The following is a 17,500-nucleotide window of genomic DNA, read 5'->3' as shown; positions in this document are numbered from 1 at the left end:
CACGTGGGCGAGCTGCGGGCCGACGCGTGCTGGTGGGAGTTCGGCTCCATTGACCCCGAGGGGCGGCCGGTGATGTATCTGGGCCTCAAGGGGGTCATGTGCGTGGAACTGCGCTGCCGGGTGGCCGACTCCGACCTGCACAGCAGTCTGGGAGCGGTGGTGGACAATCCGCTCTACCGCCTCGCGCGGGCCGTGGCCTCCTTGCGCGATGAGGCGGGCCGCGTGACAATCCCCGGCTTCCACGACGATGTGCGTGAACCGTCCCCCGCCGACCGGGAGGCGGTCGCCCGCATTCCTGGCGACGGCGGGAGCGTGCGCGACACCTATGGGGTGACCCGGCCGCTTGCCACTGGCCCGGCGTACCACGAGCGCCTCAACCTACGCCCGGTCCTCAACGTGAACGGCTGGGGCGGCGGGTATCAGGGCGAGGGCAGCAAGACGGTGCTTCCGGCGGCGGGCTTCGTCAAGCTGGACTTCCGGCTGGTCCCCGATCAGGACCCGGCGCGGGTGCTGGCGCTCTTGCGGGCACACCTCGACGCGCAGGGGCTGAGCGACGTGGAGGTCGTGGAACTGGAGGCCCACCAGAAGCCCGCCCGTGCCGACGCCGACCATCCCTTCGTGCGGGCCTGCGTGGAAGCCGCGCGGGAGGCGCACGGCACCGATCCCATCGTGAACCCCAGCAGCGGCGGCAGCGGGCCGATGCATCCCTTCGGTGCCTTCTTGGGGGTGCCCTGCGTGGCCCTGGGAATCGGCAACGTGGGGGGGCGGGTCCACGCCCCGAACGAGAACATCCTGCGCGAGCACTTCGAGAAGGGCGTGGCGTTCGGGGTGGCGCTGCTGGAGCGGCTGGGCCGGGGCTGACAGGCGGCATGAGAACCCCCCTCCCCGTAGCGAGGAGGGGTGGTCCCGTGTGGCCCTAGATGTCTTCGTGCCCCGTATCCATCCGCACCACGCGGGGGCGGAACTCAGCCACCACGTCCACGAGGTCGCGCTGCCGGGCGATGACCTCCTCGATGCGCTTGTAGGCCTGCGGCGCCTCGTCCACCCCGCCGCCGATCAGGGTGATGCCGCGCTCCTTTAAGTAGGCTTGCACGTCGCGCCTGTCCAGCGCCCGCTCGGCGGCCTTGCGGCCCATCTGGCGTCCGGCCCCGTGGCTCGCGCTGTCCAGGGCCTCCGCGTTGCCGCGCCCCCGCACCACGAAGCCGGGGTCGGCCATGCTGCCGGGAATCAGGCCCAGGCGTCCGGCCTCGGCGGGGGTGGCGCCCTTGCGGTGCACGATCACTTCCTCGCCGTCCGGCAGAGCTTGCTTCCAGGCGAGGTTGTGGCTGTTGCTGACCTGCGTGAGCGGCGCCGTACCCAGGGCGCGGGCAATCCGGGCGTGAATCAGGTCGTGGTTCGCCAGGGCGTAGCGCCCCGCGAGGTTCATCGCCTGCCAGTAGCCCTCGCCTTCCTCGGTGTCCAGCGGCAGCCACGCGAGCTTGCGGGCGGCGGGGTCGAGCTGCGGGTGCAGAGCCTGCGCCACCCTGGTGTAGTGGTTGGCGACCTGCGCCCCGAAGCCGCGCGAGCCGCTGTGGGACAGCACCGCGAGGTAGTCCCCGGCCTCCAGCCCCAGGTCGGGGGCGGGCAGGTGCAGGGTGCCGAACTCCACGAAATGGTTCCCGCTGCCCGAGGTGCCGATCTGCTCGGCGGCCTTGTCCCGCAGGTGCCGCAACAGCGCCTGCTCGCGCCACGCGGGATCGTGCAGCACCTCGTGGTCGCCCCGGAAGGACTTCTCGAAACTCACGCCCGCGCCGAAGCGGGTGTGCTTCATCAGCAGCTTGCGGGCTTCGTCGGTGCCGAGGGCGCCCGGTGCCAGCGGCAGCACGCTCAGCATCATCGAGCAGCCGATGTCCACGCCGACGCCGTAGGGAATGACCGCCCCCTCGGTCGCCAGCACCCCGCCGATGGGCAGGCCGTAGCCCACGTGCGCGTCGGGCATCAGCGCCCCCGCGCGGCTGACCGGAAGCTGCATCGCCACATCCATCTGGGTGCGGGCGCCGGGTTCGATCAGGTCCTCGCCCCAGACCCGGTAGGGCAGCGGCGTGGGCCGCAGGGTCGCCTGCCGCGCCGCCCGCGCCCGGGCCTCCCGCGAGGTCAGTTCCGCCGCGAGGTCGGCGTAGACGCCCCCGGTGACATACGCCTCCGGATGGGCGCGCACCGAGGCCAGTTCACCCATGACCTCCTGGCGGCTGATGCCTGCCCGCTCGCGCAGCTTGGCGGCATCCTGCGCGAGCGCCACCGCCCGGCCCTCGAAGCCCAGTTTGGTGATCTGTTTGCCGTTCATGCGCTCAGCCTCTCCGCGCCCGGTGTGGGGCGTCTAGCGGACGCGGGGGCGGTCCCTTCATGGAACCCCGTCCCCGCCCAGCGCAGGATGCCGCCGGAGGCTGGACGCAGCATCAGCCGGATGGCGGGGCTAGGGGCAGGCGTTTCGGCGGGCCAACCGCTAGCGCCGCGCCCCCAGCGCCGCCCGCGCCTCCTCGACCTCGTTCCAGGGGAGGGTGTCGGCGCCGCGCTCCAGGGTGTCCTCGGCGCCCTTGCCCGCCAGCAGCACGGTGTCGCCGGGGCGGGCCTGCCCGACCGCATGCCGGATGGCCTCCCGGCGATCGCCGATGGACACGAAGTTGGTCCGGCCCGCCTCCCGCGCTCCGCGCTCCATCTCCGCGAGGATGTCCGCGAGGGGCGTCTCCCGATGGTCCTCCTCGGTGAAGACGGCGTGGTCGGCCCGCCGGGTGGCGACCTCGCCCAGCGGTGCCCGCTTGCCGGGGTCGCGCAGGCCACCCGCCGACCCGATCACCACCCAGAGTTGCCCCGGCGTGGTCGCCCGCAGCGTGTCCAGCGCCTTGTCCAGGCTGGGGGGCGTGTGGGCGAAATCCACGACCACCCGTGGGGCGTCCTCACTGCCCGGCACGAGTTCCATCCGCCCCGGCACCCCGCCGAAGGAGGCGAGGCCCGCCACAAGCTGCTCCCGCGTCGCCCCCAGCCGCGCCGCCGCCGCCATCCCCGCGAGCGCGTTCGCCACGTTGAAGCGGCCGATCATGGGCAGGTGGGCCGCGAACTCACCCAGGGGCGACGTAACCCGGAAGTGCAGCCCGGTCGCCCGCTCCTCCACGTCGTGGGCCTGCCAGTCGGCGGGAGAGCCGTCCAGGGAGTAGGTCGTCTCGGCCGGGGCCAGCCCGGTCAGCCGCGCCGTCCAGGGGTCGTCGGCGTTCAGCACGGCGAAGGGAGCGCGTTCCACCAGCTTGCGCTTCTCCGCGAAGTAGGCCTCCACCGTGCCGTGAAAGTCGAGGTGCTCCTGGGTGAGGTGCGTCCAGACCGCCACGTCCCACTCCACCCCGCGCACCCGCTCCAGCGCGAGGGCATGGCTGCTGGCCTCCAGCACGACGGCTCGCCCGCCTGCCTCCAGCAGTTCGCGCAGGGTCGCCTGCACCTGCGGGGCCTCCGGAGTGGTGAAGTGGGCGGGAAAGTGGCGCAGCGCCCCGTCGGGCAGCTCGTAGCCCACGGTGCTCAGCAGGCCGGTGGGCAGGCCCGCCGCCCGCAGCAGGTGCCGGGTCAGCCAGCTTGTGGTCGTCTTGCCGTCCGTGCCCGTCACGCCCACGACCTTCAGCGCCCGGCTGGGGTAGCCCTCCAGCGCCGCCGCCGCGTCCGCCAGCGCCGCCCGGGCGTCCGGCACCGCGAGGTAGGGGAGAGGGGAGGGCTGGCCTTCCATCAGCCCCTCACCCAGCACGGCGACCGCGCCGCGCTGGGCTACCTCGTCCAGAAAGCTGTGCCCGTCGAAGCGGGCGCCCCGGATCGCCACGAACACGAATCCCGGCTCCACCCACGCCGCGTTGTGCGTGATGCCCCGGACCTCGGCCGGGGGCAGGTCGGCGGCGGGGCGGGTGGATTTCGGCGCAGTCAGGGCGGCGGCCAGCTCGGGCAGGTGCATGGAAGGGAGGCTAGCAGACCGCCCCCAGCTCCTAGCGCAGCAGCGGCAACCCGAAACCGTGCGCTTGCACCCGGTTGCACACCCACTGAAAGGCCGCCGGATGCTGCACGAAATCCAGCTCGTCGCCCGGCACCCGCACGACCGGGCAGGCGTCGAAGCCCTGAATCCACTCGTCGTAGAGCCGGTTCAGCCCTCCCAGGTAGGCGTCGGGAATGTCCTTTTCATAGGCGCGGCCCCGCTGGGCGATGCGCTTCTTGAGCGTGGGCAGCGAGGCGTCGATGTGAATCAGCAGGTCGGGGACGCGCAGCACGGGCAACACGCCCTCGTACAGCCCCCGGTAGGTCGCCCAGTCGCGGGCTTCCATCTGGCCCGACTCGTACAGGTTGCGGGCGAAGATATTGGCATCCTCGAAAACCGTGCGGTCCTGAATCACGTACCGCGCCCCCGTCACGAGGTTGAGGTGCTGTTCGAGCCGCCGCGACAGGAAGTAGACCTGACTGTGGAAGGAGTACCGCCGCATGTCGCGGTAGAAGTCCTCCAGATAGGGGTTCTCGGCATACGGCTCGTACACCGGGCGCAGGCCGTAGCGGTCGGCGAGCATCCGCGTCAGCGTGCTCTTGCCGCTGCCGATGTTGCCGGAAATGGCGAGGTACATCTCAGCGGCTCCGGGTCTGGACGGGCACCGGGGTCAGGACAGCGGTCCGGAAGGTCACACCACCGCCCCCTGCCCGGCCCCCAGCGCCGCCTCGATCTCGGCGTGCAGGGCACGTTCGTCGTCGGGGTTTTCCACAAAGTCGTAGCGGCTGGCGTCGACCGTCAGGAGGTGGCCGGGGTAGGTTCGGAAATACTCGTCGTAGCGGGCCGTCAGGTCGGCGAGGTAGGCGGCCTGCATGTCGCGCTCGAAGGGCCGTCCGCGCTTCTCGATGCGCGAGAGCAGCAGCCCCGGCTCGGCCCGCAGGTACACCACGAGGTCCGGGGTGGGCAGCCGGGGCGAGAGATGGCTGTAGAGGTCCTCGTACAGCGCGAACTCCGCGTCTTTCAGGTTCATCGCCGCGAAGATGAAATCCTTGTCGAAGAGGTAGTCGCTCACCACGTTGCCGCTCCACAGCCCCGGCTGCGCGAGCGCAGAGAGCTGCTTGAAGCGCGAGAGCAGGAAGAAGACCTGCACCTGAAAGGAGTACGCCTCCGGCGCCTCGTAGAAGCGGGCCAGGAAGGGGTTTTCCTCCACGACCTCCAAATTCAGCTCCGCGCCGTAGCGCCCCGCGAGCCGCCCCGCCAGGCTCGTTTTTCCCACCCCGATGGGGCCTTCGACGACGACGTACATACCACCAGGGATCATAAAGCTTTCCGCAAGCCCCGGCCACCCGACCAGAGAAAGGCGCTCCAGCACAGGCCGGAGCGCTCTTGGAAAAAGGGTGCGGTTACTGCAGGGTCCGCTTTTGCAGGGTCACCTTGACGTTCACGCTCTTCTTGTTGCGCCACACCCGCAGGTTGACCGTCTGGCCGGGGCGCTTGGCCGCCACCAGCCGGGTCACGTCATAGCTGCCGCGCACCCGCACGCCGTCCACCGCCACGATGATGTCGCCCAGCGGCGCGAGGAGCTGGCCCCGGCTGTTCCGCAGGCTGCCGCGCAGCCCGGCCCGCGCCCCGGCGGACCCGGCGGCAACCTCGTCCACCAACGCACCCTCCGAGCTGCTCAGGCCCGCGAGCTGGCGCAGCGCCGGGTCGAGGGTGTCGAGGTCCACCAGCGTGACCCCCAGGGTGCCGCGCTGGGGCACGCCGATCTTCTCCAGGTCGTCGAGGCTCTGCCGCACCAGGTCGCTGGGAATCGCCATGCCGATGATGCCCGGCACGAAGAGGTTGGGGGCCGCGTTCGCGTCCGCCACGCCGACCACCGCCCCGCGCGAGTCGAGTACCGGCCCGCCGCTGTTGCCCTGCTGGATGCTGGCGGTGGTCAGCAGGTACTGTCCGATCTCCTGCCCGAGCTGGTCGTCGCGCGGCACGTCCTGGGCGCTCGCCATCACGCTGAAGACCCCGGTGCCCACGAAGTTGGGAATCCGCAGCGGGGTGCCGATGGTAATCAGCTTCTGCCCCGGAATCAGGCTGGCGCTGCGCCCGAAGGCGAGCGTGCGCGGCGCCGAGACCCCGCTGACCCGCAGGATGGCGATGTCGATGCCGGGGTCGATGCCCTCCACCCGCGCGGGCACCCGCCGCCCGTTGTAGAGGGTCACGCTGACCGACTCCTGGAACTGCACGACGTGGTAGTTCGTGACGATCAGGTTGGACTTGTAGAAAAAGCCGGTGCCCGTCTCCACCGGGTCGTCCCCGGCTTGGAGAAATTCCTTACGCAGCCGGGCGTCCACCCGCACGACCGCCCGCAGCGACTTTTGCGCCACCTCGACGGTGTTGATCTCGTCGGTGGTGGCGAGCGCCCGCTGCGCCTGCACGCCCTGCCCGTGCCCGGTGAAATAGACGGCGGCCCCCGCTCCGGCCAGGAGCAGGGCGGCCGCCAGGGCACGCAGCGCGGCGGTCACTCGCCGCCGCCGCCCGCGCTGCTGCCCCCGGCCCCGGCTTCGCCCTTCGGCGCGGGGCGGGAATCGGTCACGTAAAAGCCGCTGCCCCGAAAGGCGATGCCGGGTGTCACCAGCACGCGCTTGATCGCCGCGCCCGTCTCAGGGTGGGTGGTCAGCGGTTCGTCGCGCATGCTCTGCTTGATCTCGTACAGCTCGCCAGTTTCGATGTTCTTGTAGACGTAGGTGGGCATGTCGGTCCTCTCCGGGCGCTCACTGTAGCAAGGCCGCCTGAGAGGCACCGTGAACCGTTTCTCCAGAGTGGACGGGCGGGAGGAGACCCTTTCAGCGCGGACGGTGGCGAGCTGAAACGCCCCCTGTCACCCTGGCCCCATGACTCAGCTTCAGCAGGAGGAGGTGCGTGTGACAGACGCCGCCGTCGCCCGCGCTCTGCGGCAGGGGCACGGCTTTCTGGGACACTTCCTGGCCCCGCGTTCGCCCAGCGAGGTGGCCCCGGCGCTGGGGATGGCCCCCAACCTCGTTCACCACCACGCCCGCAGATTGGCCGATCTGGGACTGCTCTTTGAGGCGCGGCGGGAGGGCGGGAAGGTGTACTACCAGCTTGCCGCCCGCGAGTTCCGGGTGCCCTCGGACCTGCTCCCTCCCGGCGACGAGGAGGGAAACGGCACGGCCGACTTGCGCGAGCTGTCGCGGGGGTTCCTGCGGGCCTACGAGCGGTCGTGGAGCCGGATGCATGCGGGCGAGGAAGACCTTTTCGGCTTCGGGGACGCGGGGCACCCGGCCCGGCCCGCGCCCATGCCCTCCGGTCCGGCGGCCGAACCCTGCCCCACCCATCTCGACGCCCTGACGCTGCGGCTCTCGCCCGAGCGGTACGCCCGGCTTGCCCGCGCGATCACGGCCCTGCTCGACGAAGCTGCTGCCGACGGCGTCCGCGAGGGGGGGTATCCCTGCACCGTTGCCCTGCTGGCGTTTCAGGGGGTGCTGGGCGAGTCGGTCGAAGAACGCTTCCAGGGTGTCTCACGGAGCACAAGTTCCTTTCTGGGAGCGCTAACGGTCTGACCCTGATTCGGCAAAATTCCTCTCCGCACTGGAGAGGGGAGTCAGCGTGTCAGAGCGGAAAATGAAGCCATCTCCCTTAACCTGGATGCTTCGCCAGCCACGCCAGCACGTCGCCCGCGTTCCGGTCTGGCGGAAAAACGGGGTAGAACACCTGCTCGATCACCCCGTCCCGCACGATCAGCGTCACGCGGCGCAGCAACTTCTCCCCACCCGCCGTGAAGGTTGGGAGGCGCAGCGCCCGCGTCAGTTCGCCCGCTGCGTCCGACAACAGCGGGAAGGGCAGATGAAGCCTCCCAGCCGCCTCCCGCTGATAGGCCGTGCCTTGAACGCTCAGGCCGAACACCCGCGCCCCCGCCTCGCGCAGCTCGGCGTGGTGGTCCCGGAAGGCGCACGACTGCGGCGTGCAGCCCCGTGCGCCGGGAATCATGTCCCAGTCGTCGGGCATGCCCTGATCGGGGCGAGCCGTCTTGGGATAGATATACACCACCGTCCGCCCCGGCAGTGCGGCCAGGTCGTGTGTTTGCCCATCCGTGCCGGGGAGCGCCAACGTGGGCCAGGGCTGGCCGGTCAGGTGGGCACACGCGCCGTCGTCCGGAGGGGCGGGGAGGTCGGTGGGGAGCGTGTGGATGTCGGTCATGCGCCCAGCCTACCTGCACGAGAAACCGCCCCCAGCCGTGAGACCAGGAGCGGCGACTGAAGGGAAGGCTTACGCCCCGACGAGCGCCCGTTCCAGTCCGAACACCGCGCGGTCGTCCACGGCCAGCGGCTCGTTTCCAGCCTTGATGGTCGCGGCGAGCGCCTTGGTCTCGGGGAAGAGCTTGGTGAAGTAGAACTTCGCGGTCTGCACCTTGCCGAGGTAGAAGCCGTCGCGGTCCTGCCCCGCCGCAATCTTCTCGTGGGCGATCTTCGCCATGCGTGCCCACAGGTAGCCGTACACGACGTGCCCGAAGTAGCGCAGGTAGTCCACGGCGGCGGCGTTGACCTCGTCGGCACCCTCCGGCCCCGCCATCGCCTTCTGGCCGATCACCATCGTCAGCGAGCCGAGCTGCCCGGCGGCCTTGCCGAGCTGGTCGAGGTAGGGGGCGAGGTCCTCGTCGTCCGCGTTGTCCTCCACGAACTCTTGCAGCATTCCGGCGAGCTTCTGGAGCTTCTTGCCCCCGTCCATCAGGACCTTGCGGCCCAGCAGGTCAAGGGCCTGAATGCCGTTGGTGCCCTCGTAAATCTGGCCGATGCGGGCGTCGCGCACGAACTGCTCCAGCCCCCACTCGCGGATGTAGCCGTGCCCGCCCAGCACCTGCTGCGAGAGCACCGCCGTGGTGAAGCCGTTGTCGGTCATGAACGCCTTGGCGACCGGCGTCAGCAGTGCCACGAGGTCGGCGGCTTCCTTGCGCTGCGCCTCGTCGGGGTGGTGGTGCTCGAGGTCGATGCTCAGGGCCAGCCACATCGCCAGCGCGCGGCCCGCTTCCGTGTACGCCTTGCCCGTCAGCAGCATGCGGCGCACGTCGGGGTGCACGATGATGGGGTCGGCGGGTTCGTCCGCGTTCACGCGCGGCTCGTGGCGCATCTGGATGCGGTCCTTGGCGTAGGCCAGCGCATTCTGGTAGGCCACCTCGCCCAGCCCGAGGCCCTGGAGGCCGGTCCCCAGGCGGGCGGCGTTCATCATGATGAACATGTGGTTCATGCCCTTGTTGATCTCGCCGACCAGGTAGCCCTTGGCCCCGTCGAAGTTCAGCACGGCGGTCGCGTTGCCGTGGATGCCCATCTTGTGCTCGATGGACCCGCACACCACGCCGTTGCGCTCGCCGAGACTGCCGTCGGCGTTCGGCACGAACTTGGGCACCAGAAAGAGGGAGATGCCCTTGGTCCCCTGCGGGCTGCCCTCCAGCCGCGCGAGGACAAGGTGCACGATGTTCTCCGCCAAGTCGTGCTCGCCCGCGCTGATGAAGATCTTGGTCCCGGTGACCGCGTAGGTGCCGTCGCCGTTGCTCACGGCCTTCGTGCGGATCATGCCGAGGTCGGTGCCCGCGTGCGGCTCGGTGAGGCACATCGTGCCCGTCCACTCGCCGGAGACGATCTTGGGGAGGTAGAGGTTCTTCAGTTCCTCGCTGCCCACCGCGTGCAGGGCCGAGTACGCCCCGTGCGAGAGGCCGGGATACATGCTCCAGGCCACGTTCGCGGAGGTCATCATCTCGACGAGCACGTTGCTCACGAGGTGCGGCATGCCCTGGCCGCCGTAGTTGGGGTCGGCGTCGAGCGCGGTCCAGCCCGCCTCGCGGTACTTCTTGTAGGCGGCCTTGAAGCCGGTGGGCGTGGTGACCGAGCCGTCCTCATGGCGGGTGCAGCCTTCCTCGTCGCCCACGCGGTTCAGGGGCGCGAGTTCGGTCTCGACGAAGCGGGCGGCCTCCTCCAGCACCTGGTTGAGCAGGTCGCTGTCGGCGGTGTCGTTCGCCTGGTAGAAGGGCACGCCGCTCAGCACCTGGGGGGCTTGCAGCAGCTCGTGCATCAGGAACTTGATGTCGCGCAGGGGAGCTTTGTACTGGGGCATCTGGGATGTCCTCCTTTTCCCTTTCGGGGAGAAGCGGCCTCCCCGCTCGGGGACGGCACGCAGACTCTTTGATTGTACCGAGTCTAATACAACTTGCGGTGAGGAATTCGGCCCTGGCGGGGAAAGGGGCGACCTTCATTCTCGGCGGGGCCAGCGGCGGCAACAGTGGCGCAGCCCCGGAAGCCGGATGTGTGTTGCCAAAAGCTTGTGCGCTGTGTGTCCCCCGGCATTCCGGGTATCCTGACCGGACCATGAATTACCCGAGCCTGGTCTGGCACCTCAAGCGGACGGAACTGTTCGCTGACCTGGAGCTGGCCGAGCTGGAGCGGGTCGCCGCGACGACGCCCTGCCGCGACTACCATCCCGGCGAGGTGATCTACCGCATGGATGACCCGGCCGACGCGCTGTACTTCGTGCGCAGCGGGCTGGTCAAGATCAGCAAGCTGTTTCCCAGCGGCAAGGAGGCCATCCTGGGGGTGGTCGGGCAGCACGACACCTTCGGGGAACTGCTGCTGGAGCCCGAAGAGCGCCGCCCCACCCAGGCCGAGGCCATCGAGCCCACCAGCCTGATCGTGTTGCCCCGGCACGAGCTGCAAAGCCTGCTGACCCAGCGCCCCGAACTCGCCATGAAGCTGATTCGGCTGATGGCCGCGCGGCTCTTCGAGGCCCGGTCGTGGACCGCCGCCGTCAGCGCCTACAGCGCCCCAGAACGGGTCGCCAGCCTGCTCTTTCGCCTCGCCCGTGAGTTCGGGCGGCCTCACCCGCAGGGGGTGGAGCTGGCCCTCAAGCTCAGCCAGGAGGACCTCGCCCGGATGGTGGGCGCTACCCGCGAGACGGTGAGCCATTCTCTCGGCAAGCTCAAGCAGGCCGGAGCGATCACCCGCGCCCGCACGCCCATCGTGGTGAAGATGGACGTGCTGGAGTCCATGCTCGCGGACACCGAATAGCGCCCGTCACAGCGCTCCTCTACTGCGGGTCCAGGGAGCGGCGGCTCCGCGCCTGCCGCGCGTGGTGGTCGGCCCACAGGGCGCGGGCGGCGAGGGTGCGGTGCGGCGACCACGCCGCCACGACCGCGCGGGGGTCCGCGCCGGGGGCGAGGCGCTCCACCCCCTGCCGCAGGATCAGGTCGCCGTGGCTGAACACGTCCGGCCGCGCCAGTCCGAAGATCAGGAACATCTCGGCCGTCCAGCGCCCGATGCCGGGCAGGGGAGTCAGCGCCGCGATGACCGCCTCGTCGGGCAGGGTGCCCAGGTGCGCGAAGTCCACCCGGCCGCCTTGCGCCGCCCCAGCCAGGGCCTGCACGGTGCGGACCTTCGCCCAGGAGAGGCCCAGTGCCCGCAGGCTGTCGGGTGCGGCGGCCCCCAACGTCTCCGGTGTGACCTCGGCCAGCGCGGCCCCCACCCGCCCCGCGATGCGGTCCGCCGCCGCCACCGAGAGCTGTTGCCCGATCACGCTGCGAATCAGGGTGCCGAAGGGGTCCGGTGTGGGCGTCAGCGGTGCAAGCGGCCCCAGCGTGGCGATCACGCCGCCCAGCACCGGGTCGCGGGCCAGGAAGGCGCGGCCCTCGGGATGGTCGGGGGCGGCGAGGTCGGAGGGGGACGGCACGGGCAGCATGGGCCGGAGCAGAGCACATCCGCCGGGACCGAACCGTAAAGCCGATCCGTAAAGAAAGGGAGCGTTCTTGTCTCTCGTATCTGACAGCGGGGAGGGCTAGCGTAGGCGCATGAAGCGTACCCTTCCCCTGCTGCTGGCCGCCTTGCTCGCTTCCCCGGCCCTCGCCCAGGGCATCCGCATCGTGCGGCCGAGCACCCCGCCCCCGGCCACGACGACCTCCACCCCCGACCTCACCGACGTGCCCGCCGGGTGGCGGGTGGTCGCGGGCCGCATCTCCGCGCCGTCCACCGTGCGCCTGCCCGCCGGAAGCACCGTCACTGTCGCCATTCAGGACGTGACGGGGGGCCGCTCGCCCTCCACCCTGCTGGAGGTGAGCTTCCCGACTTCTAGGCTCTCCACCCCCTACCAGCTCCAGTACAACCCGGTACGCATCAACCCCCGCCGTGAATACGTGGTCACCGCCCGCGTGAACGATGCACGGGGCCGTCTGCTGTACCGCTCGGCCAGCCGGCAGGAACTGCCCGAGGGCCGCGCCGCCGTGCTCAACCTGCGCGTCGCGCCCCGCTGAGGACACAGCGAGAAGGCCGCCGGGTCAGTGCTCCCGGCGGCCTTCTCGTGTGGCGTTACGCCCCCGCTTGCTGCTCGCGCCGCCGCTTCAGGAACCACGCGACCGCCGCGACGACCACCGCTGCCAGCACGACCTTGGAGACCGGGCTGATGTACTGCTCGACCCGGTCGTAGTTCTCGCCCAGCACGTAGCCCGCGTAGGCGAGCGCCGTGGCCCACAGCCCCGAGCCGATGGCGCTGTAGATCAGGAACTTGAGCATGGGCATCTCGCTCATGCCCGCCGGAAGGCTGAGCAGGCTGCGAATGCCGGGCACCATCCGGCCGAACAGCACCGCCTTGGTGCCGTGCTTGTCGAACCAGTCATCGGCCTTGCGGATGTCCTTGCCGCTGAGGGTCAGCCACTTGCCGTGCTTGTCGGCCCAGGCGACCAGCCGCTCTTCCCCGAAAGCCCGCCCGATGTAGTACAGCGGCAGGGTCCCGATCACGCTGCCCAGCACACCCATCAGGATCACGATGGGCAGGCTCATGTCGCCCCGCGCCGCCGCGAAGCCCGCCGAGGGCATGATCAGCTCGCTGGGAATCGGCGGAAAGAGGTTTTCCAGAATCATCAGCAGCAGGATCCCCAGGTATCCCATGCTGTCCATCAAGCCCTGCACCCAGTCCGCCATTGCCTCAGCGTAGCGGGTCGGGCGTGAGGAGAACGTCCATCAAAAGTCGAGTTCCCTCCCGCCGCCGCGTGGCCCCGCCTAGACTGCCTCCATGCCCCCGCTGCCCCGCGCCCTTCTCTTCGACTTCGACGGCACCATCCTCGACACCGAAACGCCCGAGTTCACCCACTGGCAGGCGCTGTACGGCGAGCACGGGCTGGAGCTGAGCCTGGAGGAGTGGCAGCGCGGCATCGGCACCTGGGACGCCTTCGACCCCTGGGCGGGGCTGCCGGGTCACGTGCAGGCCGACCGCGAGCGGGTGCAGGCGGGCCTGCGGAGCCGCATCCACGCCGCGCTGGCCGAACAGGACCTGCGCCCCGGCGTGCGGGGGGTGCTGGAAGAAGCCCGGCAGCGCGGCCTGCGGCTGGCCCTGGCGACGAGCAGCGACCGCGCCTGGGTGACCCGCTGGCTTTCGGCCCACGGCCTGCTGCACCTCTTCGAGACGCTCGCCACCCGCGACGACGTGCGCCGGGTCAAGCCCGATCCCGAGCTGTATGTGCTGGCGGCCGAACGCCTGGGCCTTCCCACTGCCGACTGCCTCGCCGTGGAAGACAGCCTCAACGGGGGGCTGGCCGCCGTCGCTGCCGGATGCCGCCTCGTCGTGGTGCCCAACGACGTGACCCGCACCCAGCCCTTTCCCCCGGAGTGGCCCCGGCTGGAGGACGGCTACGCGGGTGGGTTGCATGGCCTGCTCGATGTGGCGCTGAGGGCCGACCGCTGAAAGCCGACGGCTCCTACACGTCCGGGTAGATCTTCAGCTCCGTCACGTGCGCCCGGTCGGGCCGCGTCAGGGCGTGGGCCACACTCTTGGCGAGGCCGCGCGGGTCAATGGTGTCTTCCCACGCGAAGCCCGCCTCACGGTTTTCGGGGGTGTCGATCGCCCCCATCGGGTACAGGACGCAGCCCCGCACGCCCCGGGCCTTGAGTTCGTCGTGCAGGCTCAGGACGTAGGCGGCGACGGCAGCCTTGCTCGCGGTGTACAGCGCCGCCTTGGGACCGCTGAGCCGGGCGGCCTGCCCCGCGCTCACGCCCATGATCAGGCCGTCTTTCTGCCGCAGCATGTGGGGCAGGACTCCCTGCGCCGCGTGAAAGAGGGTCAGCATGTTGGCGTCGAACAACTCACGCAGGTCGTCGGTGGTGGCCTTTTGTACGTCCTGGGTGGTGTACGCACCGACCGTGTGGACGAGGGCGTCCACCTTCACCTTGCGCAACGCGTCCACACTGGCCGGGTCGCGCAGGTCTAGGTCGAGGACCTCGGTGGCGGGAAAGCGGTCAGCGGCCCGCTCCAGCGATTCACCGCGCCCGACCAGCACGAGCTGGGCGCCCGCGTCCTCCAGTTCCTGGGCGACGGCGGTGGCGAGTGCGCCGCCCGCCCCCGTGAGCATGATCGTCGAGGAGCTGAGGTTCGCCATGCCCACAGACTAGCGGGGCCGGGGCTTAAGTCGCCCTTAAGACGGCTCGCCCAGGGCAGCGGCCCGCACCCCGGCCCATTCCCCGACGCCCAGCACGAACGGCTCGCGCTGAAGCTGTGTCGTGACCTGCGGCCCGTCCGGCGACAGGGACACGTCCACCTCGGTGCGGATACCGAAACCGCGCTCGCGGGGGTAGGTGCCGGGTTCGACGGTGACGCACAGGCCGGGCGTGAGGGTCCGGGTGTCGCGCGTCTCGTAGTCGTCGAGGTTGGCCCCGGCCCCGTGCAGGCTCAGGCCGAGGTCGTGCCCGGTGCGGTGCAGGAAGTACGGTCCCCACTGGGCACCCATCGCGTCCCGCGCGGCCCGGTCGAGTTCCCACCCTTGCAGGCGGCCCCAGCCTTCCCCCGCGTACCTCTCGTGTAGCAGGGTCAGCGCCGCGTCCCGCGCACCGCGCACCGCTTCCCACGCCGAGCGGTACTCGTCCGTGGGTTCCCCCGCGTACCCCACCCAGGTCACGTCCGCGAAGGGGCGGCCTTCCTCCTGCGCCCACAGGTCGATCAGCACGCAGTCGCCGGACCGCAGGGTCGCGTTTTTCTCGCCCTCCGGCTGGTAGTGCGGGTCGGCAGCGTTGGCCCCGAAGCTGACATTGACCGGGTGGCCGCTCGTCATCCCAGCGTCCGCGATGGCCCGTTCAATGACGGCCTGCACGTCCAGCTCGGTCACGGCTTCCCCAGCCCGCAGCCGCTCGTGAATCAGGCGGAAGGCGTCGTCCTTCGCTCCCATCAGCACGTCGGCGGCGCGGCGGTGGGCGGCGAGGTCCTCGTCCGACCAGACCAGGAAGGCTTGCAGCAGGTCGGCCGAACTCACCACCTCCGCCGCGCCCGCCGCCCGCACCCGCTCCAGCGTGCCCGCGTCCACCCGGCCCACGTAGGGGACGGCGCCGTGGGGGCTGTATTCCATCGCCACCCGTTTTCCGGCTACGACCTCGCGCAGCCGGGCGTCCAGCTCCGCGTGCGAGCCGAAGGGCCGCCGATCCACGGCCCACCCCGACGAGAGGCCCGCCCACGTGCCCCCCTCAATGTGGTTGTGCAGCAGCACGGCCTGCCCCTCGCGCGGCACCCACACGAAAAAGCGCCGGGTGAGGTGTGCCTCCGCCGGGAATCCCAGCACCCGCCGGGCATGTGGATTGAGGCCCTGGAAGTCGTACAGCAGCCAGCCGTCGAGATCAGTGCCCTGCAAGGCCGAGCGCATCCGGTCGAGGGGAGAGGAGGTCATGGGGAGAGGATAGCCCTCAGCTCCCGTTTCCCAGTTCTCCCCGCAACGCCGCCAGCTCCTCGCGCAGGGCCACCATCTCGCGCCGCAGGGCCTCGTTGTTCACCTCGCCCTCCCCCGGCTCGCGCTCCTGATCGTCGCCCACGAAAAAGCTCGCCAGGGTCGCGGTGATGTACCCGAACACCGAGAAGCCGTACAGCGCGAGCAGGAAGGTCAGCACCCGGCCCTCGCCCGTGCGCGGCCAGTATTCCGACCCCAGGCTGGTGAGCAGCATGCCCACCCAGTACAGCCACTCGCCGTAGCCCCCCGGTGCCTCGGGCTGACCTGCCTCGAAAGACGCCATGCCCGCTGCCCCCGCTAGCGCCACCAGCCCGGTCGCCCCCAGCACGAACCCCAGCCCCCGCCGACGCAGGGTGCGCCCCAGCGTCCGCAGGCCCCGGTTCAGGCTGGTCAGTAGCCGCAGCAGGTTGGTGCCCCGCGTGAGCCGCAGAGCACGCAGCGCCCGCAACCCCCGGAAGGCCCGCAGAATCCGCAGTGCGGGGAGCAGCAGGCTCAGCACGGTCAGCCAGTTTTGCCGCAGGTACAGCCCCTTGTCGGGCGCGAGCGCGAAGGACAGCAGAAAGTCGAGGATAAACAGCCCCCAGATCACGTGGCTCAGCGTCTGGAGGCCGGGCGGCAGCCCCTGCGTCAGGTCGAGGACCAGCAGCCCCAGCCAGACGAAGCTCAGCACCGTCATTGGGCGGTCGAGCAGCCGGTCCAGGGTGTGCAGCGTGCTCAGCCGCGCCTCCCGCAGGGCGTCGGCTGTCGGCTCCGGAGGCGGGGGAGGGGCAGTCATGGCCTTCAGGGTAGACGGGCGCTTCTCCTCATCGGGTACGGTTGCCCCGCCCCGCCTTCCCTAGACTCGCCCTATGGCCTTTCCCGATATTCAGAGCTTCATGCGGCTGCTGGAAGAGCGCGGCGAACTCGTTCGCGTCTCCGTTCCAGTGAACCGCGAGCTGGAAATCACCGAAATTGCCGACCGCCTCGTCAAGCAGGGTGGCCCGGCGGTCCTCTTCGAGAACGTGGTGGGCAGCGACTTTCCCCTCGTCATCGGCCTGATGGGCACCCGCGAGCGCACGGCGCTGGCCCTTGGCGTCTCTGACCTCGACGACCTCGCGGCCAAAATCCGGCACCTGATCGACCTCAAGGGGTCGGGGGGCCTCGGCGGGCTGCTGGGGAATGTGGGCAAGCTGCGGGACGCGATGAACCTCCCGCCCCGCCGGGTGAAATCCGGCCCCGCCCAGGAGGTCATCTGGCGCGGCGACGAGGTGGACCTCGACAAGCTCCCCATCCTGAAATGCTGGCCCCAGGACGGTGGCCCCTTCGTCACCCTGCCCCTCGTCATCACCAAGGACCCCGAAACCGGCGAACGCAACATGGGCATGTACCGGATGCAGGTCATGGGCAGGAACGTCACTGGAATGCACTGGCAGCGTCACAAGACGGGGACCAAGCATCTGGAGAAAGCCAAGCGGCTGGGTAAACGGCTGGAGGTGGCCGTCGCCCTCGGCGGTGACCCTGCCCTGATCTACGCGGCGACCGCCCCACTGCCCCCTGTCCCCGGCCTGGACGAGTTTGCGGTGGCAGGCTACCTGCGCGGTCAGCGGTATCCGGTGATGAAGGGCGTCACGGTGGACCTCGACGTGCCCGCCAACGCCGAGTTCATCCTCGAAGGCTATGTGGACCCGCAGGAGGACTGGGCGATGGAAGGGCCGTTCGGCGACCATACCGGCTTCTACACGCTCCCCGACCTCTACCCCCGCTTCCACGTCACGGCGGTGACCATGCGC

General features: G+C 70.3%; 19 protein-coding genes (2 of these 19 only partly in view). 6 read left to right on the top strand and 13 right to left on the bottom strand.

All coding sequences use genetic code 11. The features are described from left to right. Nucleotides 1-861 carry the 3' portion of a M20/M25/M40 family metallo-hydrolase gene (locus C3K08_RS13475; protein ID WP_104991754.1) on the top strand. 477 nt of this gene lie to the left of the window's left edge, so only the last 861 of its 1,338 coding nucleotides appear in the window; its start codon lies beyond the left edge, outside the window; its stop codon occupies nucleotides 859-861. Between the two features lie 55 nt (nucleotides 862-916). Here C3K08_RS13475 and C3K08_RS13470 read toward each other — a convergent pair whose 3' ends face one another. The 6 genes from C3K08_RS13470 to C3K08_RS13445 all read right to left on the bottom strand — a co-directional run bounded on the left by C3K08_RS13470 (nucleotide 917) and on the right by C3K08_RS13445 (nucleotide 6,728). Then, nucleotides 917-2,323, bottom strand: coding sequence for an RtcB family protein (locus C3K08_RS13470; RefSeq protein ID WP_104991753.1), 1,407 nt, complete (start codon nucleotides 2,321-2,323; stop codon nucleotides 917-919). A gap of 159 nt (nucleotides 2,324-2,482) precedes the next feature. Then, nucleotides 2,483-3,964, bottom strand: a complete 1,482-nt coding sequence (locus C3K08_RS13465) for a UDP-N-acetylmuramoyl-L-alanyl-D-glutamate--2,6-diaminopimelate ligase (protein ID WP_104991752.1) — start codon at nucleotides 3,962-3,964, stop codon at nucleotides 2,483-2,485. Between the two features lie 31 nt (nucleotides 3,965-3,995). Then, nucleotides 3,996-4,619, bottom strand: coding sequence for a deoxynucleoside kinase (locus tag C3K08_RS13460; RefSeq protein ID WP_104991751.1), 624 nt, complete (start codon nucleotides 4,617-4,619; stop codon nucleotides 3,996-3,998). Nucleotides 4,620-4,673: 54 nt separating this feature from the next. Then, a complete protein-coding gene (locus C3K08_RS13455) occupies nucleotides 4,674-5,288 on the bottom strand; it encodes a deoxynucleoside kinase (RefSeq protein ID WP_104991750.1) in 615 nt (204 codons plus the stop codon). 97 nt (nucleotides 5,289-5,385) lie between these two features. Beyond that, nucleotides 5,386-6,498 (bottom strand): S1C family serine protease, encoded by a 1,113-nt coding sequence (locus C3K08_RS13450; RefSeq protein WP_104991749.1) that lies wholly within the window; start codon nucleotides 6,496-6,498, stop codon nucleotides 5,386-5,388. Further along, the gene (locus C3K08_RS13445; protein WP_104991748.1) at nucleotides 6,495-6,728 is read right to left on the bottom strand and encodes an FmdB family transcriptional regulator; all 234 of its coding nucleotides are present in this window, start codon (nucleotides 6,726-6,728) and stop codon (nucleotides 6,495-6,497) included. Before C3K08_RS13445 ends, C3K08_RS13450 begins: the two co-directional genes overlap by 4 nt. Nucleotides 6,729-6,867: 139 nt before the next feature. Here C3K08_RS13445 and C3K08_RS13440 point away from each other — a divergent pair, with 139 nt between their 5' ends. Next, on the top strand, nucleotides 6,868-7,554 hold the full coding sequence (locus tag C3K08_RS13440) for a winged helix-turn-helix domain-containing protein (protein ID WP_104991747.1): 687 nt from the start codon (nucleotides 6,868-6,870) through the stop codon (nucleotides 7,552-7,554). A 76-nt stretch (nucleotides 7,555-7,630) separates the two neighbouring features. Here C3K08_RS13440 and C3K08_RS13435 read toward each other — a convergent pair whose 3' ends face one another. After that, nucleotides 7,631-8,191 carry a peroxiredoxin gene (locus C3K08_RS13435; RefSeq protein ID WP_104991746.1) on the bottom strand — a complete coding sequence of 187 codons (561 nt, stop codon included), beginning with the start codon at nucleotides 8,189-8,191 and terminating at the stop codon, nucleotides 7,631-7,633. A 69-nt stretch (nucleotides 8,192-8,260) separates the two neighbouring features. Then, entirely contained in the window at nucleotides 8,261-10,099 is a 1,839-nt protein-coding gene (locus C3K08_RS13430; RefSeq protein WP_104991745.1) for an acyl-CoA dehydrogenase C-terminal domain-containing protein, read from the bottom strand. Between the two features lie 251 nt (nucleotides 10,100-10,350). Here C3K08_RS13430 and C3K08_RS13425 point away from each other — a divergent pair, with 251 nt between their 5' ends. Then, a complete protein-coding gene (locus C3K08_RS13425; protein ID WP_104991744.1) occupies nucleotides 10,351-11,046 on the top strand; it encodes a Crp/Fnr family transcriptional regulator in 696 nt (231 codons plus the stop codon). 19 nt (nucleotides 11,047-11,065) lie between these two features. On the opposite strand, the gene C3K08_RS13420 is transcribed toward C3K08_RS13425, so the two are convergent. Next, nucleotides 11,066-11,713, bottom strand: coding sequence for a DNA-3-methyladenine glycosylase (locus C3K08_RS13420; RefSeq protein ID WP_104991743.1), 648 nt, complete (start codon nucleotides 11,711-11,713; stop codon nucleotides 11,066-11,068). A 109-nt stretch (nucleotides 11,714-11,822) separates the two neighbouring features. On the opposite strand from C3K08_RS13420, the gene C3K08_RS13415 reads away from it, so the two are divergent. Next, a complete protein-coding gene (locus C3K08_RS13415) occupies nucleotides 11,823-12,281 on the top strand; it encodes a YbaY family lipoprotein (RefSeq protein ID WP_104991742.1) in 459 nt (152 codons plus the stop codon). A 55-nt stretch (nucleotides 12,282-12,336) separates the two neighbouring features. On the opposite strand, the gene C3K08_RS13410 is transcribed toward C3K08_RS13415, so the two are convergent. Further along, nucleotides 12,337-12,948 carry a DedA family protein gene (locus tag C3K08_RS13410; protein ID WP_104991741.1) on the bottom strand — a complete coding sequence of 204 codons (612 nt, stop codon included), beginning with the start codon at nucleotides 12,946-12,948 and terminating at the stop codon, nucleotides 12,337-12,339. A gap of 91 nt (nucleotides 12,949-13,039) precedes the next feature. On the opposite strand from C3K08_RS13410, the gene C3K08_RS13405 reads away from it, so the two are divergent. Next, nucleotides 13,040-13,708: an HAD family hydrolase gene (locus C3K08_RS13405; RefSeq protein WP_104991740.1), complete on the top strand. Its 669-nt coding sequence runs from the start codon at nucleotides 13,040-13,042 to the stop codon at nucleotides 13,706-13,708. A 13-nt stretch (nucleotides 13,709-13,721) separates the two neighbouring features. On the opposite strand, the gene C3K08_RS13400 is transcribed toward C3K08_RS13405, so the two are convergent. Genes C3K08_RS13400 through C3K08_RS13390 form a run of 3 tightly spaced genes read right to left on the bottom strand, consistent with a single transcriptional unit; the run spans nucleotide 13,722 to nucleotide 16,506 of the window. Beyond that, nucleotides 13,722-14,399 carry an SDR family oxidoreductase gene (locus tag C3K08_RS13400; RefSeq protein WP_104991739.1) on the bottom strand — a complete coding sequence of 226 codons (678 nt, stop codon included), beginning with the start codon at nucleotides 14,397-14,399 and terminating at the stop codon, nucleotides 13,722-13,724. 36 nt (nucleotides 14,400-14,435) lie between these two features. Beyond that, nucleotides 14,436-15,674, bottom strand: coding sequence for a Xaa-Pro peptidase family protein (locus tag C3K08_RS13395; RefSeq protein ID WP_234009092.1), 1,239 nt, complete (start codon nucleotides 15,672-15,674; stop codon nucleotides 14,436-14,438). Nucleotides 15,675-15,690: 16 nt separating this feature from the next. Then, complete coding sequence (locus C3K08_RS13390) at nucleotides 15,691-16,506, bottom strand: potassium channel family protein (protein ID WP_234009091.1); 816 nt, start codon at nucleotides 16,504-16,506, stop codon at nucleotides 15,691-15,693. Nucleotides 16,507-16,579: 73 nt separating this feature from the next. On the opposite strand from C3K08_RS13390, the gene C3K08_RS13385 reads away from it, so the two are divergent. Next, nucleotides 16,580-17,500, top strand: the 5' end (the start) of a protein-coding gene (locus tag C3K08_RS13385) for a menaquinone biosynthesis decarboxylase (RefSeq protein ID WP_104991738.1). 933 nt of this gene lie beyond the right edge of the window; the window shows 921 of its 1,854 coding nt (coding positions 1-921); the start codon lies at nucleotides 16,580-16,582; its stop codon lies off the right edge, out of view.

The sequence above is a fragment of the Deinococcus sp. NW-56 genome (assembly GCF_002953415.1).
Taxonomy (GTDB): Bacteria; Deinococcota; Deinococci; order Deinococcales; family Deinococcaceae; genus Deinococcus.
This window is presented reverse-complemented; position numbering and strand designations above follow the sequence as displayed.

Excerpts from the sequence above, each read along its gene's own strand:
- C3K08_RS13470 (WP_104991753.1), bottom strand. The coding sequence starts at position 2,323 with ATGAACGGCAAACAGATCACCAAACTGGGCTTCGAGGGCCGGGCGGTG.
- C3K08_RS13465 (WP_104991752.1), bottom strand. The coding sequence starts at position 3,964 with ATGCACCTGCCCGAGCTGGCCGCCGCCCTGACTGCGCCGAAATCCACC.
- C3K08_RS13460 (WP_104991751.1), bottom strand. The coding sequence starts at position 4,619 with ATGTACCTCGCCATTTCCGGCAACATCGGCAGCGGCAAGAGCACGCTG.
- C3K08_RS13455 (WP_104991750.1), bottom strand. The coding sequence starts at position 5,288 with ATGTACGTCGTCGTCGAAGGCCCCATCGGGGTGGGAAAAACGAGCCTG.
- C3K08_RS13445 (WP_104991748.1), bottom strand. The coding sequence starts at position 6,728 with ATGCCCACCTACGTCTACAAGAACATCGAAACTGGCGAGCTGTACGAG.
- C3K08_RS13440 (WP_104991747.1), top strand. The coding sequence starts at position 6,868 with ATGACTCAGCTTCAGCAGGAGGAGGTGCGTGTGACAGACGCCGCCGTC.
- C3K08_RS13435 (WP_104991746.1), bottom strand. The coding sequence starts at position 8,191 with ATGACCGACATCCACACGCTCCCCACCGACCTCCCCGCCCCTCCGGAC.
- C3K08_RS13430 (WP_104991745.1), bottom strand. The coding sequence starts at position 10,099 with ATGCCCCAGTACAAAGCTCCCCTGCGCGACATCAAGTTCCTGATGCAC.
- C3K08_RS13425 (WP_104991744.1), top strand. The coding sequence starts at position 10,351 with ATGAATTACCCGAGCCTGGTCTGGCACCTCAAGCGGACGGAACTGTTC.
- C3K08_RS13420 (WP_104991743.1), bottom strand. The coding sequence starts at position 11,713 with ATGCTGCCCGTGCCGTCCCCCTCCGACCTCGCCGCCCCCGACCATCCC.
- C3K08_RS13415 (WP_104991742.1), top strand. The coding sequence starts at position 11,823 with ATGAAGCGTACCCTTCCCCTGCTGCTGGCCGCCTTGCTCGCTTCCCCG.
- C3K08_RS13410 (WP_104991741.1), bottom strand. The coding sequence starts at position 12,948 with ATGGCGGACTGGGTGCAGGGCTTGATGGACAGCATGGGATACCTGGGG.
- C3K08_RS13405 (WP_104991740.1), top strand. The coding sequence starts at position 13,040 with ATGCCCCCGCTGCCCCGCGCCCTTCTCTTCGACTTCGACGGCACCATC.
- C3K08_RS13400 (WP_104991739.1), bottom strand. The coding sequence starts at position 14,399 with ATGGCGAACCTCAGCTCCTCGACGATCATGCTCACGGGGGCGGGCGGC.
- C3K08_RS13395 (WP_234009092.1), bottom strand. The coding sequence starts at position 15,674 with ATGACCTCCTCTCCCCTCGACCGGATGCGCTCGGCCTTGCAGGGCACT.
- C3K08_RS13390 (WP_234009091.1), bottom strand. The coding sequence starts at position 16,506 with ATGACTGCCCCTCCCCCGCCTCCGGAGCCGACAGCCGACGCCCTGCGG.